Genomic DNA, 16,415 nt, shown 5'->3' on the forward strand with positions numbered 1-16,415 from the left:
CATCGTCCACGACAACGGTTTAGGCTCATGTCCGGTTGTCCGGCAAGCAGGAAGGACGCTGCATCCGTGAGCCGCCCACAGCACAGCAAGGCAGTTCGCCAGCGGTTGGTACCCGCGCTCGTCGGCCTGGGCGCCGTCGCCGCGCTCTCCGGCTGCGCCACCGGCCAGCAGGCCGAGACCTCACAACAGGTCGCCGCGATCTACGGAGCCAGCGGCGACGCGAACACGATGGCCGTCCGGAACGCGACCCTGAGCTACCCCGGAGGGGAGTCGGTCTACCCCGAGGGGTCGAACGCGCCGGTCGAGACCGTTCTGATCAACAGCGGCGAGCAGCAGGACAAGCTGGTCGGTGTCAGCAGTAGCTACGCACGATCGGTCGAGGTCAGCGGAACCCAGCGGATTCCCTCGGGCACCCGGTTGTACGCGGTGTCGGACGCCGCGGACCGGACCGGGGTCACCGCCGTCGAGGCCACCAGCGACGACGAGCGCGAGACGGTGCGGATCACCCTCGAAGGGCTCACCCAGGGCATTCGCCCCGGAACGACGATCCCGGTCGAGTTCACCTTCGCCGAGGCGGGGTCGGTGACCCTGCAGGTCCCGATCGGGCGCAGCCCCGAGCCCCGGCCGGAGTACGGCAGCCCGCACGGTGGCGGCGGCACCGGCACCGACGGCGAGTCCGACCACTCCGGTGGGTCCGACGAGTCGAGCGGCTCGGGCGAGTCCGACAGCTCGCACGGCTCCGGCGAATCCGGCGAGTCGGGCGACCACTCCTCGGAGTCCGGTGACTCCGACCGGTCCGGGAACTCCTCGAGCGATTCGAACGAGTCCGGGCAGGACGACGAGACCGGCGAGTCCGCCGGGAACTGAACTTCCGCGTCGGGGCGGCCCGCCACGCGTACTCACGCGACGGGCCGCCCCGCTCGTGTCGTGACCACCGGATAGCCTGCCCGCGTGGCTACCAAGAACGCACGCACCGGCAGGGCCGGATACCGCTGCACCGAATGTGGCCGCACGGTTACGAAGTGGGTCGGCCAGTGTCCGGAGTGCTCCCGGTGGGGCACGTTGGAGGAAGCGGCGGCCCAGCCGGCCGCACTGTCCAAAGTCGGCAGTTCCGACCCGGGTTCCCCTGCTCGCCCGATCGCCGAGGTCGACCTGGAGTCCGCGCGGGCGGTCGCCACCGGAATCGGCGAACTCGACCGGGTGCTGGGCGGCGGCATCGTGCCGGGCGCCGTGGTGCTGCTGGCCGGCGAGCCGGGAGTGGGGAAGTCCACACTTCTGCTGGAGACCGCCTACCGGTGGGCTGCGGGTGGCTCCGGCGGGCGCTCGCTGTACGTAACCGGTGAGGAGTCGGCGGGCCAGGTGAGGTTGCGTGCCGAACGCACCGACTCGCTGCACGAGGAGCTCTACCTCGGTGCGGAGAGCGACCTCGCCGCCGTGGTCGGCCAGGTGGAGCGGTTGCGACCGGGGCTGTTGATCGTCGACTCGATCCAGACGGTGCAATCCGCGGAGGCGGAGGGAACACCCGGCGGGGTCACCCAGGTCCGTGCGGTGACCACCGCGCTGGTGGCGCTGGCCAAGGAACGCGGTCTGCCGGTGATACTGGTGGGGCACGTCACCAAGGACGGCGCGGTGGCCGGGCCGCGGGTGTTGGAACACCTGGTGGACGTGGTGTTGCAGTTCGAGGGGGACGAGCACTCCACGCTGCGGATGCTGCGCGGGGTCAAGAACCGCTTCGGCCCCGCCGACGAGGTCGGGTGCTTCGAGCAGGGTGACGACGGGATCGCGGAAGTGCCCGATCCGTCCGGCCTGTTCGTCAACGGGCAGCAGAGCCCGGTGCCGGGGACCGCCGTGACGGTGGTCGTGGAGGGCAAGCGTCCGCTGCTCGCCGAGGTGCAGGCGCTGGTCAGCCCCACCCAGATGAGCATGCCGCGCAGAGCGGTCAGCGGGCTGGACTCGGCCCGGGTCTCGATGATGCTCGCCGTGCTCGACAAGCGCGGCAACATCAAGACCGGCGACCAGGACGTCTACGCGGCCACCGTCGGGGGCATGAAGATCACCGAGCCCGCCGTCGACCTGCCGGTCGCGTTGGCGGTGGCCTCCGCGAAGCTGGACGTGCCGCCGCGGGCGAACACGATCGCGGTCGGCGAGGTGGGGCTCGCCGGTGAGGTGCGCCGGGTCAACGCGGTCGGTCGCCGACTCGCCGAGGCCGCGAGGCTGGGATTCGAGTACGCCCTGGTTCCGCCGGACAGCGGGCGAGCGCCCGCGGAGATCAGAGCCGTGGAGGTGAGCGACCTCCGGGGTGCGCTGCGCGCGCTGCGGGGCTGACCGGCTCCGCCGACGTGCTCGCGGACACCGATGATCTCCGCGGGTATGCTCGGCCGGAGTCCGTGTGCGTGTACGCGGCGACGACTTCCCGCACAACCGACCCGCGAGGTCGGTGTCACTGGTTCGAGGAGCTGCCCGATGACCGCGACCGACGAACTGCTGCGGCGCAACAGCGAGCACGAGGAGAAGTGGGACGGCCAGGTGCCCGGTGCCCCCGAGCTGCGCACGGCGGTGGTCACCTGCATGGACTGCCGGATCGACCCGGTGCGCACGCTGGGGTTGAGGTCCGGGGAGGTCCACGTGCTGCGCAACGCGGGCGGGATCGTCACCGACGACGTGCTCCGCTCGCTGTCGGTGAGCCAGCGCAAGCTCGGCACCACCGAGGTTATGCTGATGCACCACACCCGCTGCGGGATGGGAACGTTCGCCGAGGCCGACTTCAAGCAGGAGCTGGAGGACGAGACCGGGCAGCGGCCGAGCTGGTCGGTGGAGACCTTCACCGACACCGAGCGGGACCTGCGCCAGTCCGTCCGGCGGGTGCTCAACAGCCCCTTCCTGACCGAGACCACCAGTGTGCGGGCCTTCGTGCACGACATCGACACCGACGAGCTGCGCGAGGTCGACACCGCCTCCTGAACCGGGGGCCGGAGTGGGTGGCGTAGGTGGTCGCTTGGCGGAACCTCTGGCACGGCTCTCGCTGCGGCCAGGCCCGACATCGAATGGGCACCTACGCCACGTCGGGCCTTCCTCGCGAGAGCCGCACGGGAGACCCCGCGGCGGCACCTGTCACGAGAGTGGTCGGGGTTCGGCTCGCGGAAGTGCTGGGAGCTCGGCTTCGGGGCACCGAGGGCGCGGCGATTTCGCGAGAAGGCGATTTCGCGAGAAATCGACGGGGTTCCCACCGCGTGGTGGCCGCTCCCCTGCCGCATGGTGGTCGACGGCGATTCGGCGCCGCGCGGCTATGGCGAGGCTCCGCGGCTCCCGAGGCACGGCCAGGGGGCGTTCGGCCTCGTGGCACTATCGAGGGGCCATGACTAATCAGAACGCGCAGGCGGCCGGATCCGCCACGAAGGCCACGGCCACCGGGAAAGCCACCTCGATCGACACCGACGCGCTGATCGAGTGGTTCGCCGCCGAGGCACGCGACCTGCCGTGGCGCGGTCCCGGCGTGGACGGCTGGGGCGTGCTGGTCAGCGAGACGATGCTGCAGCAGACCCCGGTCGCCCGGGTCGTGCCGATCTGGCTGGAGTGGATGGAGCGCTGGCCCAAGCCCTCCGACCTCGCCGGGGCGAGCCAGGCGGAGGTGCTGCGCGCCTGGGGCAAACTGGGGTACCCGCGCCGCGCGATGCGGCTGCACGAGGCGGCGAGCGTCATCGCTTCGGAGCACGACGACACGGTTCCCTCCGACGTGGACACCCTGCTCGCCCTGCCCGGGGTGGGAACGTATACGGCACGTGCCGTGGCCGCCTTCGCCTACGGCAGGCGGGCCCCCGTGGTGGACACCAACGTGCGCCGGGTCGTCGCCCGCGCCGTGCACGGGGAGGGCGATGCGGGCAACCCCTCGCCCAACCGGGACCTGGCCGACGTCGACGCTCTGCTGCCCGAGGACGACCGGACGGCCTCGCGGCTGTCGGCGGCGTTGATGGAGCTCGGTCAGACCGTGTGCACCGTGAGGTCGCCCGGCTGCGAGATCTGTCCCGTGGTCGCGGACTGCGCCTGGCAGCACGCCGGACGGCCCGCCTACGCGGGGCCGCCGAAGAAGGTGCAGCGTTTCGCCGGTACCGACCGCCAGGTGCGGGGGCTGCTGCTGGACGTGCTGCGCCGTTCGGAAGGACCGGTGGGGCGCCCCGAGCTGGACGCGGTGTGGCACGACGCGGCCCAGCGCGACCGGGCGCTGGACTCGCTGCTGGTGGACGGGTTGATGGAGCAGACCGAGGACGGCAGGTTCGGCCTGCCGGGTGAGGAGTAGCTCGGCTACCCCCGGCTCCCCGGTGACGGCGCGACGATCCCTCAGGCACCGAACCGGGGGGCGATCTGGTCGCCCGGCTCCCCTCGGATCCTCACGCACTACGATCCCCGGCATGACCGAACTCGACTTCGTACGGCGCACCCGGTGGTCCTACGACGCGGCGGCCGAAACCTACACGGAGTGGATCCGCGGTGAACTGGCCGCCAAACCGCTGGACCGCGCGATGCTCGACGGGTTCGCCGAAGTCGTGCGGAGCACGGGCGGTGCGGTGCTCGACGTCGGATGCGGCCCCGGCCGAGTGACGGCGTACCTGGCCGATCTCGGGCTGCCCGCATCGGGCATGGACCTGTCCCCGGGAATGGTCGCGGCGGCACGACGGATGTACCCGACACTGCGCTTCACCGAGGGATCGATGCTGGCGCTGGACCACGCCGACGGTGAACTCGGCGGCATCATCGCCTGGTACTCGATCATCCACGTCCCCGACGAGCACCTGCCGGACGTCTTCGCCGAGTTCCACCGGGTACTGGCTCCGGGCGGACACGTCCAGCTCGGCTTCCAGGTGGGCGACCGGGTCAAGCACCGAACCGAGGCCGGAGGCCACGAGGTCTCGCTCGACTTCCACCGACGGCGGCCGGAACGAGTCGCCGAACTGCTGAGCAACGCTGGCCTGGAACCGCGCGCCCGGCTGCTGCGCGAACCCGACGAGCACGGCGAGTTCCCGGAGGACACCAGGCAGGCCTTCCTACTCGCACGGAAACCGGTCCACGCCACCGGCCGGTGAACGCCCCCGGCACCTCGCGGCCGAACGACACCTTGGACAACCGGTTCGCGGACGTGATCCGGCGGATCTCGAGTTGCCGAGGATCGCGCTGGGGTCCACGTTGGATCAGCAGCCGATCCGTTCACCAGGGGGGTCGATGAGCTCCGAAGGGGTGGCCATCACCGCACGCGGAATCAGCGTGCGCGGACCGCTGGGGCCGGTCTTCAGCAATGTCGACGCCGACATACTCCCCGGAGAACTGGCCACTGTGACCGGCCCGTCCGGAACCGGCAGAACCTCGCTGCTGCTCACGCTGTCCGGCAGGCTCCGCCCGATAACCGGCACGATCGAGGTGGACGGACAACCGCTGCCGAAGGGCGCGAAACGCGCACGAACCCTGATCGCGCCCGCCAGGCTGCGCCCCGGATTCGAGCTGGAGGGGCGCTGGCGCGTGAAGGAGGCGGTGCGGGAGCGGCGCGTCACCACCAAGGTCACCAACGACGAGATCTCGGATGCCTTCGACCTGGTGGGCATAGACCCCGAGCCGGAAGCCGTGATCGACTCGCTGCACCCGGGCGAACAGCTGCTACTGGCCGTGGCGCTCGGCATGGCGGAGCTCCCCGCCGGACTGCTCGTCGACGATGTGGAGCTCGGCCTGCCCGCGTCCGCCCGAACCCGGGTGTGGGCGGCGCTGGAGGCGGTCGTCCGGACCGGAACCACGGTACTGGTCAGCAACACCGACCCACCCCGTTTCGAGGCCGGTCCTGTGATCAGGCTGCCCGGCCCGAACGGAGCGGCACCCCACGGTGACCCGGGAACCACACCGGAAACGGCGCTGTTGCCCGGACACGAACCGGACACGGTGGAGCTCGGCACCGCGACGGCGGTGCCGCCCCGCCCGGACGGGACCACCGAACCGCAAGCCTCCGACACCGAACGGACCGGCCACGACCCCGATCAGCTCCCGCTGTTCGAACCGCCCGGCCGACCGGGCCCGGAACCCCCCGGAACGAACACCCGAGGTCGGGGGCCGGAACCGGCCGATTCGGACTCCGGGGAAAACGGAGATCCGCGATGAGGACCGTCAAACTCGCGCTGCTGGAGCTGCGCCGGTTCCGGGGCGGAAAACTGCGCCCACTGGTGCTGGTGGCCCTGGTGCTCGTCCCCCTGCTGTACGGCTCGCTGTACCTCTGGTCGAACTGGGACCCCTACGGCAGGCTCGACCGCGTTCCGGTGGCCGTGGTCAACAACGACCGCCCGGTACGCGCCTCGGGGCAGTTCATCGACGCGGGCGAACAGTTCACCGAACAACTGCGGGCGCGGGACCTGTTCGACTGGCACTTCGTGGGCTCCCGCGAAGCCCGCCGGGGGCTGCGTGAGGGGGACTACTACTTCACGATCACCGTTCCGAGTGATTTCAGCGCCAAGCTCGCCACGGCCACCCGCCGACTCCCGCAGCGGGCCTCGCTGCGCATCACCAAGAACGACGCGAACGGCTACATCGCTGGCATCATGGCCGACACCGTCGAAGTCCAACTGCAGAACCAGGTCAACGCCGCCGCTCACAGCGCCTACGCCCGGGCGCTCTACGACGAGGTGGACAAGGTGCGGGAGAAACTGCGCCTGGCCTCGCAGGCCGCCGGACAGCTCGTCGACGGCACCGAACTCAGCGAGCGGGGTACTGAGGGGCTGCGCGACGGGCTCTCGGACGCCGCATCCTCCACCGGGCAGATCTCGCGGGGCGTGAGCGAGATCTCCGACGCGGCGGACCAGCTCGACCGGCGACTCACCGCGCTGACCAATCTGACCGCCGAACAGCTGCCCACCGCCGTGAACGGCGCCGCCGAGGCCAGCGGCTCCGTGGTGCGGGGACTGAGCACGCTGGCCACGGCCACCGCCTTCATCTCCGACCGCGCCGACCGCGGTGTGGCCGGGCTCAGGGAACTGGGCGACAAGTACCCGACGATGTCCGAGGACCCGGTCTACCGACGAGCGCTGCGCGACGCGCGACAGCTGGCGGGCACCACCGAGAACGCGGACCAGCGCGCCAACGAGGTGCTGAGCGTGGCCCGCGAGGCCAACTCCGAGGCGGTGGCGCTCCGGAACAACCTCGAAACGCTGCGCCAACGAACCCTCGCTGTGACCGAGCCCGCCGACCGAGTGGCCTCGGGCACCACCCAGCTGGCCAGTGGCACGGAGGCGCTGCGCGGCAGCCTGAGCAACCTCGCCTCCAGCAGCGGAACGTTGCACACCGGGGCGCGGCAGCTCAACGAAGGCGCCCGGAAGCTGTCGAAGCTGGTGGACGACAGCCTGTCGCGCGTGCCACCCACCAACCCTCGACAAGTGGCCCAGGCGGCCGAAGTGCTCGGTTCCCCCACCAGGATCACCGAGCACAATCTCAACCCCGCTCACGTCTACGGTCGCGGTCTCGCGCCGTTCTTCTTCGCCATCGCGCTGTGGGTGTTCGGGCTGTTCGCCTACCTGCTGCTCAAACCCGTCAACCCGCGCGCGCTGGCTGGGCAAAACCGAGCCGCGACGGTGGCGCTGGCGGGCTGGCTGCCCGCTGCCGTGCTGGGGGTGCTCGGCGCCGGTGTGCTGCTGGCCGTGGTCGGCTTCGGACTCGGCCTGGATCCGGTGCGGCTGTGGCCCACGGTGGGGCTGCTGGCACTGGCCGCCGCCGCTTTCGTGGCGATCGACCACCTGCTGCGCACCGCGCTCGGCGCGATCGGCGACGGCCTGTCGCTGGTGCTGTTGATAGTGCAGCTGACCGCCTCCGGCGGGCTCTACCCGATGGAGACCACCCCGGCACCGTTCCAGGCGATACACCCCTACCTGCCGATGACCTACCTGGTCGACGGGCTACGCGTGACGATCTCGGGAGGACTGAACGAACACCTGGTGCGCGATCTCATCGTGCTGGGAGGGTTCCTGGTGATACCGCTGCTGCTGACCACGCTGGTGGTGTGGCGGCAGCGGGTCTGGAGCGTCTCACGACTGCATCCAGCCGTGGAGCTTTAGAGTTCGCGATCAACTCGCGTGCCTGGTCGGTTAGCCGGCACGTGAGGCGGCGCCTTGCCGCGTTGGGCCGGCTCTTGAGTAGCGACCTACGCGGCGAGCGGCCCTGCCTCGCAATGCATCCGCCTCACGCACCGGGGTTCCATGCGCTGCGTCACTCACGATCGCGTTTCGACGGACGGTGGGTAATCGTAAATTTCGCGGGGGTGTTCGCGAGGTGGATGTCGCTTACGGCCACTCCGCAGTCGGCGCCGCCGCAGGTGATGGGGCCGGACGTGCGTTCAACGCTGGGCGCGCCGAGGCTGGTCGCGGCGGCGCTTGCGGACACGGCCCCAGGGTTTGTACACGGCCAGGAACACCGCGATCAACAGTCCGATCGGGGAGACGACGGGCGGGAAGATCAGTTCATCGACCTCGAAGGTGAACCGCTCCGAGGCGGCGATCTCGCGTCCGTACTCCACGGCGGCGTTCACCGTCGGGACCAGTCCCAACGGAACCAGCAGGACGAACACGACGTTGATGACCAGCTTGACCGCGACCCACCAGTACCGCACGAGCCCGTACTTGGTGCCCAGTCCCAGCACGAGGCCGGTTGCCAGGCACGCCAGTCCCGCCGCGAGCAGCGGCCAGATCGCGAAGAGCCCGAGGGCCTGGTAGGACACGGCGGCGGTGCGGACGTCCTGGGTGAGCAGCGCGGTGAAGACCAGCACCGCCAGCACCACGTCGATGCCGATCCAGGCACCGGCCGAGACGACGTGCAGCGCCAGGACCGCTTTCCTGGCACGCGGTCCGAGGCGTCGGCGTCGAGCCGCGGCACTGGTCAGGAAGGTGCGGGTACGAGCGAGCGTAGTCATGACGCCCTCCTCGCGGAGGTTTCCGGCCACCGGGCTCCGTGTCCGATCCCATCGGTGCCGTACCGCCCGCGTCGACTGGGTAACGCTGTCCGGCGACCGGACCCGGTCGTCCGCCGGTGGAAGTTCTACACGACCAAAGATAGGCACCTAACCATTAGGAGCCAAATGATTCTAGGGCTAAGAACGGGATACGATGTGCCCATGCCCGTACCACCTTCCGGTCCTCCGCTCGGTCTGCAGCTGGCCGAGACCGCCCGGACCGTCAGCCGCGCCTTCGACGAGGCCCTGAGCACCGTGGGTGGTTCCCGCCCGGCCTGGCAGATCCTGATGGCGCTGAAGAACCGGCCGACCGCCAACCAACGCGAACTCGCGACCGCCGTAGGGATCCGAGGCGCGACCCTGACGCACCACCTCGACGCCATGGAGTCCGACGGATTGCTCACCCGACGCCGTGACCCCAACAACCGACGGGTTCACCTGGTCGAGCTGACCGAGCGCGGCGAGCGCTCCTTCCACACCATGCGCGAGGCCGCGGTCGCGTTCGACCAGCGCCTCCGCCGCGGACTACCCCCCGAGGAGATCGAACGGCTCAGCGAACTGCTCGCCCGACTGCGGGACAACGTCACTGACGAGGAGGACGGCACCGACCACTCGACGAACCGCCACTGAGGGCCGATCCCCCGAACGGCGCCCCTCGGCCCGACCAACCACGAACCGTAGGGGTGAAGGCCGCCGCGCGCTTACCTCTCGCGATTCCACCGCCACTCAGCTCGGTTTCGCTACTCCGAAAGGCCCAGTTACGAGTCGTATGGTTGGGGTATGGCAGTCGTGAAGATCAACGCTATCGAGGTCCCCGAGGGCAAGGGCGAGGAACTGGAGCGCCGGTTCGCGCAGCGCCACGGCGCGGTGGACGGGACTCCGGGTTTCCTCGGTTTCGAGCTGCTGCGCCCGGTCAAGGGCGACAACCGCTACTTCGTCTACACCAAGTGGGAGTCCGAGGAGGCGTTCCGCGCCTGGGCGGAGGGGCCGGCCAAGGAGGCGCACGAGGCCGAGAGCCAGGATCCCGTCTCCACCGGCGCGACCCTGCTGGAGTTCGAGCTGGTCACCGAATCCCACCCCGAGCGGTGAGCGTGCCGAAGCACCCTTCGGCGATCGTGCCGGCTGAGCGGCGGGGAGCCCTCGAGCGGTGAGTCGGACGCATCGCCGAGACCTGGCCGCTCGCCGCGTAGGTCGCTACTCACCAACCGCCCCGGCGCCGCAGCTCACGGACCTCTTCGGCGCGCGAGCGCCGAACCACCACCCTCGCCACCGGAACCGCCCGTCGGGAAAGGATCATGCGAGTCGCAGCGCATGGAACCCCGGTGCGTGAGGCGGATGCATTGCGAGGCAGGGCCGCTCGCCGCGTAGGTCGCTACTCAAGAGCCGGCCCAACGCGGCAAGGCGCCGCCTCACGCACCGGCTACCCGGCCATCCTGCCGAGCGGCCCCACTCAGGACGGGACCGTGAGGTGGGCGAACACGGCCCGATGATCGGTCCCGCTCACCTCGAAGGTGCGGTAGTCGCGCACGGCGGTGTCACCGCTGACCAACACGTGATCGAGCGTGACCGGTGGCGCCCAGGGGCGCCCCAGCTCCGGCCAGGTCGGGGCGAGGCCCTCACCGGTCAGCTCGGCGGCGTCCGAGTAGCCGCGCCCCAACAGCTTTCGCAGCGGTGTGTGGTCCAGCGTCGCGTTGAAGTCCCCCGCCAGTATTCGCGCGGGCTCCTCCCGACCGGTGGTCGGCGCGGGCAGTGAGGTTATCTCGTGCTTCCACCGGGTCGTGGTGTCTCCGCCGACCGGCACCACCGGATGTGCCGCGACGTACTGCACGTCCCGCTCGCCGGGCAGGTCGATCAGTGCGGAAGGCTGCCGCATGGTGGTTCCCGAAGCGAGTGAGAGCTCACGCAACGGGTAACGCGAGACGATCCCCGAACCGTCACCGTCGGTCTCCGGAGTGAGCACGCGGTACGGCAGCGTCTCGAACAAGCCGGCCCCGCGCAGCTCGTCCACCATCCCGGAGTTCAACTCCGGCATGCTCAGCACGTCCACGTCGTTCTCGCGCACCAGCCGAACCAGTTGACTCGCGTCGGCCTCGCCGAAGTACACGTTCGCGCTCAGCACGTTCAGGGAGCGCCCCTGGACGTCAGTGGAATCGTCGGCGATCACACGGGGCGCCACGCTGACGGCGAGCACGGCGGTGACCATCGCCACCACCAGGGCGGTCAACCACCGTCGCAACGACAGCGCCAGGAGCAGCAGCACCCCACCGCCCGCCGTGACGTAGGGAGTCAACGCGATCAGCGCGGAGGAGATCTGCCCCCGCTCCAGCCCGGCGAACTTCCCCAGCGCCACCCCGCCGACGAACGCGACGAGCAGCAACAACAGCAGAGTTACGACAGGGCCACCGGGAGCGCGGCGGCGAGCGCGGCCGGGGCCACCCTCTTCCGTCACCGTTTCGTCCCCGACGGGATCACCAGTGCTCATGTCCGCCGCCTCACGCCCCATACCGCCACACCTACCGGAAAACCCCCGACAGTGACTGGACCTGTGTCTCACCTCACCGAGGATGTGAGCCGATTGTGCGCCTTCTGTCAGAGCTTCGGTTCATGCTGGGGTGTCGGGAAAAGGAGGTCGCATGACACTTGCGGTCCAGGCCGAGGGCCTGGTCAAACGATTCGGAACGACCAAGGCGCTGGACGGGGTGGACCTGGCCGCACCGGCCGGTTCGATCCTGGGGGTACTGGGACCCAACGGCGCGGGAAAGACGACCAGCGTCCGAATCCTCGCCACCCTGCTCAAGCCGGACGCCGGTAACGCCACTGTGGCCGGGCACGACGTGCTGCGGGATCCGGTCGGAGTACGCGGCAAGATCGGACTGACCGGTCAGTACGCCTCGGTGGACGAGGAACTCACCGGCACCGAGAACCTGGTGCTGATCGGTCGTTTACTGGAGATGTCACGTTCGAGCGCCAAAGCACGGGCGAAGGAACTGCTGGAGCGCTTCGGACTCACCGACGCGGGCAACCGGGCGATCAAGACCTACTCGGGTGGGATGCGCAGGCGGCTGGACCTGGCGGCGAGCCTGGTCGGCCGTCCGGAGGTGCTGTACCTGGACGAGCCGACGACCGGCCTGGACCCGCGCAGCCGCAACCAGGTCTGGGACATGGTCGGCGCGCTGACCTCCGAGGGCGTGACGGTACTGCTGACCACCCAATACCTGGAGGAAGCCGACCAGCTGGCCGACCGCATCAGCGTGATCGACCACGGCAGGGTCGTGGCGGAGGGGCGTGCGGACGAGCTGAAACGCCACAGCGGGAGCCAGACCCTGCAGGTACGGCTGAGCGACCCGGACGACGTCACCGCCACCGAGACCATCCTGCGGGAACTCACCGAACGGTCCCCCACCGCGAACCACGAGACGGGACTGCTCACCACACCCGCCGAAGATCCGGTGCTGATGTCGGCACTGGTGCGCAGGCTGGACGAGGCCGGGATCGTCGCGGACGAGCTGTCGCTGCGACTGCCCAGCCTCGACGAGGCGTTCCTTTCCATCACCGGGAAACCGGCCGGTGGCGAGGACTCGACGCCGGAGAGCGGAGAGGAGAGTACGGCATGAGCACGACGACGGTCGAGCGGCCCGAGCAGGCCGATCAGCGGTCACCAGGCGCGACGCGGCGTATCGGGCCGCTGCGCACGCTCCAGCACGGCCTGACGCTGGCCGGGCGCAGCGTCCTCAAGATCCGCAAGTCACCGGAAGGGCTGCTGGACGTCACCCTCCAGCCCATCCTGTTCCTGGCGATGTTCGTCTACCTGCTGGGTGGGGCCATCGCGGGCGACACCGGGGAGTACCTGCAACGAACCCTGCCGGGTGTCATGGCCATGAACATGGTCTTCGGCAGCCTCGGCACCGGCATGCAGCTCAACAACGACATCACCAAGGGGGTGTTCGACCGGTTCCGGAGCCTGCCGGTGGCGCGATCGGCACCGTTGATCGGGGCGGTGCTGGGGGACGTGGTCCGCTACGTGGTCTCCATCGCGGTGCTGCTGGTCGTGGCCACGCTGATGGGCTTCCGCATCGAGACCAATGTGGTCTCAGCGGCGGCGGCGATCGTGCTGGTGATCGGATTCGCGCTGTGCGTGTGCTGGATCTCGGTGATGCTGGGGATGCTGGTCAAAAGCCAGCAGGCACTGCCCGGCGTGGCGATGTCGTTCATGTTCCCACTGACCATGGGCAGCAACGTGTTCGCACCGACCGAGACCATGCCGGGATGGCTGCAGGCCTGGGTGAGCGTGAACCCGGTGAGCAAGCTGGCCGACACCGCCAGGGGACTGATGATCGGCGGACCGGTGGCCGGGCCGCTGTCGGCGACGCTGGTCTGGATGGTCACGCTGGTGGTGGTGTTCTTCCCGCTCGCGCTGGGGGCCTACCGCCGCAGGGTTTGACGGTAGGGGCGTCCCGCTGCCTGCGGTGAGTTCGCGCGAAGCGGCCGAACGGCAGTCGGGACGACTTCTCCGTTCTTTGCGCTACCGGCAAATAATTTTGTCCTCGTGCCGTCGGTGAGGGCAACTTGGTGTCGGAGGTGACCCCGGAGCCGCGAAGACTCCGGAACGCGGATACGCGGCGGTTACCACCATGACCGGACGCTGCCGCCCCTAAAGAGGGCCACCGGCGGTGCGGTCACCGAGCACCGAACGCCACGACCGAGGGCAAGGACGATGGGCGAACAGTTCTGGGAAGACAAGTACAGCGGCACCGAACAGCTCTTCAGTGGCAACGTGAACGGAGTGCTCGCCACCGAGGCGGCCGAACTGTCCCCCGGCCAGGCACTCGAAGTGGGATGTGGTGAGGGCGCCGACGCGCGCTGGTTGGCCCGACGCGGCTGGCGGGTCACCGCCATCGACATCTCGCGCACCGCACTGCGACGCGCCGCCGATGCCACGGACCCGGACCTCGCCGACCGCATCTCCTGGCAGCACGACGACCCGACCGGCACTCCGCCCCCGGTGGGGGCGTTCGACCTGGTGTCGGTGCAGTACTTCCCGCTGGAACGGCAACCCGACCACGAAGCGCTGCGTGGGCTGCTGGCCGCCGTGGCACCCGGCGGCACGCTGCTCTGCGGCAGCCACGACATGTCCGAGCTGCCCCCGGATCACGAGCACGGCTTCGATCCGGGGGACTACTACCAACCCGCCGACATCGCCGAACTGCTCGGCGCCGACTGGATCGTGCAGGTCAACGAAACCCGACCACGAACCGTTCCTCCGCCCGAAGGCACAGCGCACACCCACGACACCGTGCTGCGGGCACGCCGCCTGCGATGACCGCGCTCGGTCCGAACGGGCGACGATTCCCCGCGAGATCGCCGCGTGAGGGCCTGTTCGCGGAATCCGCCCGACCCCGTGAGCAGGGGTCAGCCCAGGGCGATTCCCAACGCCCAGTTGCCGAGCCCGTACAACGCGATCGGGATCAGCACTGTCGCGGTGAGGTTCAACCACCAGCCCGCCTTGACCATCCGCGGGATGGTCACGTAACCGGACCCGAACACGATGGCGTTCGGCGGGGTCGCCACCGGGAGCATGAACGCACAGCTCGCCGCCACCGTCGCGGGCACCACGAGCAGCAGCGGATCCATATCGAGTCCGAGCGCCACCCCTGCCAGGATCGGCAGGAAGGTCGCCGCTGTCGCGGTGTTGCTGGTCATCTCGGTCAAAAAGATCACTGCGGCCACGGTGACCAGAACCAACAGGATCGTGGGGATCCAGCCGAGCGCGCCGACCCGGTTGCCGATGAAAGCGTCGAGCCCGCTGGAACCGACAGCGTCAGCCAGTGAGAGCCCACCCCCGAACAGCAGCAGCACCCCCCACGGCAGCTTCAGCGCCGAGCTCCAGTCCAGTGTGAACACTCCCCGTCGCGCGTCCACCGGAACGGCGAACAGCACCAGTGAGGCGAAGATCGCGATCCCCGCATCGGAAAGCCCCAGTCCGGGCAACAGGCTCGTCAACGGCTCGCGCAAAATCCACAGCAGGGCGGTCAGGACGAACACCACGAGCACGACCCGCTCGCCCCGGTTCATCGGCCCGAGCTTCGCGAGCTCGTTCCGGAAGAGCTCGCGGCCGCCCGGAATGTCGGTGATGGTGGTCGGATAGACCACTCTGGTCAGCAGCGACCAGGCAACGAACAGCAGCACCGCGGCCAACGGCAGACCGAAGACCATCCACTGCCCGAACCCGATCCGGATATCGTAGGTCTCGGACAGGAAACCCGCCATGAACAGGTTGGGCGGAGTACCGATCAGTGTCGCCAACGAACCGATACTGGCCGCGTAGGCGATCGCCAGCATCAGGCAGGTGGCGAACCTCCCCTCTCCGCCATCCCCGGGCTCGTTCATCGCGCGCCGCACGGTCTCGCCGGTGGAGTCACCGCGCAGCTGCTCGAACACCAGAGTCAGCACGGACATACCGATCGGGAGCATGACGACGGTGGTCGCCGTGTTGCTGACCCACATCGACAGAAAAGCGGTGGCGAGCATGAAACCGCCGACCACCCGCACCGGTCGGGTACCGACCGCCAGCACGGTCCGCAGCGCGATCCTGCGGTGCAGGCCCCAGCGCTGCATTCCCAGCGCCAGCATGAAACCGCCCATGAACAGGAAGACGATGTCGTTGGCGTAGGGGGTGGTCGCCGCTTCGACGTCTCCCACCCCCAGGAGCGGGAACAACGCGATCGGCAGCAGCGCGGTCGCCGCCAGTGGCAGTGCCTCGGTGACCCACCAGACCGCCATCAACAGCCCGACCGAGGCGACGGCACGCGCGGGGTCGGTGACTCCGTTCTCCCCACCGGGAAGTGCGAAGTAGACAGCGACCGCCAGCAGCGGTCCCAGGAAGCGTCCGATCCAGGCACGCCGCGAAACCCTCGTCGGTTCGGTGGTCTCTCCCACCTCCGGGGTGGCCGTGGGGCCACCCTCCCGACCGTCCTGATCCATCAACCCCGCCAATTCACGCGAAAACGGCCCGCACCGCGCGGCGCGCGGAAAGAGGTTAGTGAAAGCGACGTTAGTCGGGATTCGGGCACGGCAAAAGAGAGGTCCGTGGCCCGGAACCGCGCGAGGTTCGTGTCGGTTGTGTGGGTGGTGTCGTGGGTGGCGCCCCCCGGGTGGTGGTATGAGTGCGGCCCCACCCCCGGGGTGGGGGTGGGGCCGGTGGGGGGTTGGGTCGGCGGTGTCCGTGTCTCCCACACCCGTGGGGGTGCAGTACCTGGGGCGCTGGAGGGCTTAGCTGCCGGGTTCGGGATGGGGTCCGGGCGTGTCTCCTCCGCTGTGGCCACCGACCCAAGTGTTGGGGGCTGTGTGCCAGCCGGTTGTGTTCAATTGGGGTGATGGGGGGTGGTGGTTGGGTGGGAGCCGTATAGTGGTGGCGAGGGTGTGCTGCTGTGGGGTGCGGGGGGTGTCGTCG

15 protein-coding genes and 1 rRNA gene are annotated in these 16,415 nt (G+C 69.5%); 12 read left to right on the top strand and 4 right to left on the bottom strand.

The annotated features are described in order from the left end of the window. Window positions 1-66: 66 nt before the first annotated feature. The 7 genes from BLQ75_RS02650 (at window position 67) to BLQ75_RS02680 (ending at window position 8,075) form a co-directional block, all read left to right on the top strand. Window positions 67-867, top strand: coding sequence for a copper chaperone PCu(A)C (locus BLQ75_RS02650; protein WP_170837279.1), 801 nt, complete (start codon window positions 67-69; stop codon window positions 865-867). Window positions 868-951: 84 nt separating this feature from the next. Beyond that, window positions 952-2,325 carry a DNA repair protein RadA gene (gene radA / locus BLQ75_RS02655; RefSeq protein WP_092597052.1) on the top strand — a complete coding sequence of 458 codons (1,374 nt, stop codon included), beginning with the start codon at window positions 952-954 and terminating at the stop codon, window positions 2,323-2,325. Window positions 2,326-2,463: 138 nt separating this feature from the next. Then, window positions 2,464-2,961 (top strand): beta-class carbonic anhydrase, encoded by a 498-nt coding sequence (locus BLQ75_RS02660; RefSeq protein ID WP_092597055.1) that lies wholly within the window; start codon window positions 2,464-2,466, stop codon window positions 2,959-2,961. 463 nt (window positions 2,962-3,424) lie between these two features. Further along, on the top strand, window positions 3,425-4,294 hold the full coding sequence (locus BLQ75_RS02665) for an HhH-GPD family protein (protein ID WP_425286431.1): 870 nt from the start codon (window positions 3,425-3,427) through the stop codon (window positions 4,292-4,294). 112 nt (window positions 4,295-4,406) lie between these two features. Then, entirely contained in the window at window positions 4,407-5,078 is a 672-nt protein-coding gene (locus BLQ75_RS02670) for a class I SAM-dependent methyltransferase (protein ID WP_092597061.1), read from the top strand. Window positions 5,079-5,214: 136 nt separating this feature from the next. Next, on the top strand, window positions 5,215-6,135 hold the full coding sequence (locus tag BLQ75_RS02675; protein WP_092597064.1) for an ATP-binding cassette domain-containing protein: 921 nt from the start codon (window positions 5,215-5,217) through the stop codon (window positions 6,133-6,135). Then, window positions 6,132-8,075, top strand: a complete 1,944-nt coding sequence (locus BLQ75_RS02680) for a YhgE/Pip domain-containing protein (RefSeq protein ID WP_092597067.1) — start codon at window positions 6,132-6,134, stop codon at window positions 8,073-8,075. The genes BLQ75_RS02675 and BLQ75_RS02680 overlap by 4 nt, the downstream gene beginning before the upstream one ends. 278 nt (window positions 8,076-8,353) lie before the next feature. On the opposite strand, the gene BLQ75_RS02685 is transcribed toward BLQ75_RS02680, so the two are convergent. Next, entirely contained in the window at window positions 8,354-8,926 is a 573-nt protein-coding gene (locus BLQ75_RS02685; protein WP_092597070.1) for a hypothetical protein, read from the bottom strand. A gap of 201 nt (window positions 8,927-9,127) precedes the next feature. Between BLQ75_RS02685 and BLQ75_RS02690 the strand changes: the two genes are divergently transcribed. Together BLQ75_RS02690 and BLQ75_RS02695 are read left to right on the top strand one after the other, a co-directional pair. Next, window positions 9,128-9,595 carry a MarR family winged helix-turn-helix transcriptional regulator gene (locus BLQ75_RS02690; protein ID WP_092597073.1) on the top strand — a complete coding sequence of 156 codons (468 nt, stop codon included), beginning with the start codon at window positions 9,128-9,130 and terminating at the stop codon, window positions 9,593-9,595. A gap of 150 nt (window positions 9,596-9,745) precedes the next feature. Then, window positions 9,746-10,054, top strand: coding sequence for an antibiotic biosynthesis monooxygenase family protein (locus BLQ75_RS02695; RefSeq protein WP_092597076.1), 309 nt, complete (start codon window positions 9,746-9,748; stop codon window positions 10,052-10,054). 361 nt (window positions 10,055-10,415) lie between these two features. Here the strand turns inward: BLQ75_RS02695 and BLQ75_RS02700 are convergent, their stop codons facing one another. Further along, window positions 10,416-11,447, bottom strand: a complete 1,032-nt coding sequence (locus BLQ75_RS02700) for an endonuclease/exonuclease/phosphatase family protein (RefSeq protein ID WP_244515191.1) — start codon at window positions 11,445-11,447, stop codon at window positions 10,416-10,418. Window positions 11,448-11,598: 151 nt separating this feature from the next. Between BLQ75_RS02700 and BLQ75_RS02705 the strand changes: the two genes are divergently transcribed. From BLQ75_RS02705 to BLQ75_RS02715, 3 genes are all read left to right on the top strand, one after another. After that, on the top strand, window positions 11,599-12,579 hold the full coding sequence (locus BLQ75_RS02705) for an ATP-binding cassette domain-containing protein (protein WP_092597082.1): 981 nt from the start codon (window positions 11,599-11,601) through the stop codon (window positions 12,577-12,579). Then, entirely contained in the window at window positions 12,576-13,406 is an 831-nt protein-coding gene (locus tag BLQ75_RS02710) for an ABC transporter permease (RefSeq protein WP_092597085.1), read from the top strand. Before BLQ75_RS02705 ends, BLQ75_RS02710 begins: the two co-directional genes overlap by 4 nt. Before the next feature lie 273 nt (window positions 13,407-13,679). Next, a complete protein-coding gene (locus BLQ75_RS02715) occupies window positions 13,680-14,285 on the top strand; it encodes a class I SAM-dependent methyltransferase (protein WP_092597088.1) in 606 nt (201 codons plus the stop codon). 89 nt (window positions 14,286-14,374) lie between these two features. On the opposite strand, the gene BLQ75_RS02720 is transcribed toward BLQ75_RS02715, so the two are convergent. Next, window positions 14,375-15,946, bottom strand: coding sequence for an SLC13 family permease (locus BLQ75_RS02720; RefSeq protein WP_092597091.1), 1,572 nt, complete (start codon window positions 15,944-15,946; stop codon window positions 14,375-14,377). Between the two features lie 227 nt (window positions 15,947-16,173). Next, window positions 16,174-16,291 (bottom strand): 5S ribosomal RNA (gene rrf, locus BLQ75_RS02725). Window positions 16,292-16,415 lie beyond the last annotated feature (124 nt).

Source organism: Actinopolyspora xinjiangensis, assembly GCF_900104475.1.
Classification (GTDB): domain Bacteria; phylum Actinomycetota; class Actinomycetes; order Mycobacteriales; family Pseudonocardiaceae; genus Actinopolyspora; species Actinopolyspora xinjiangensis.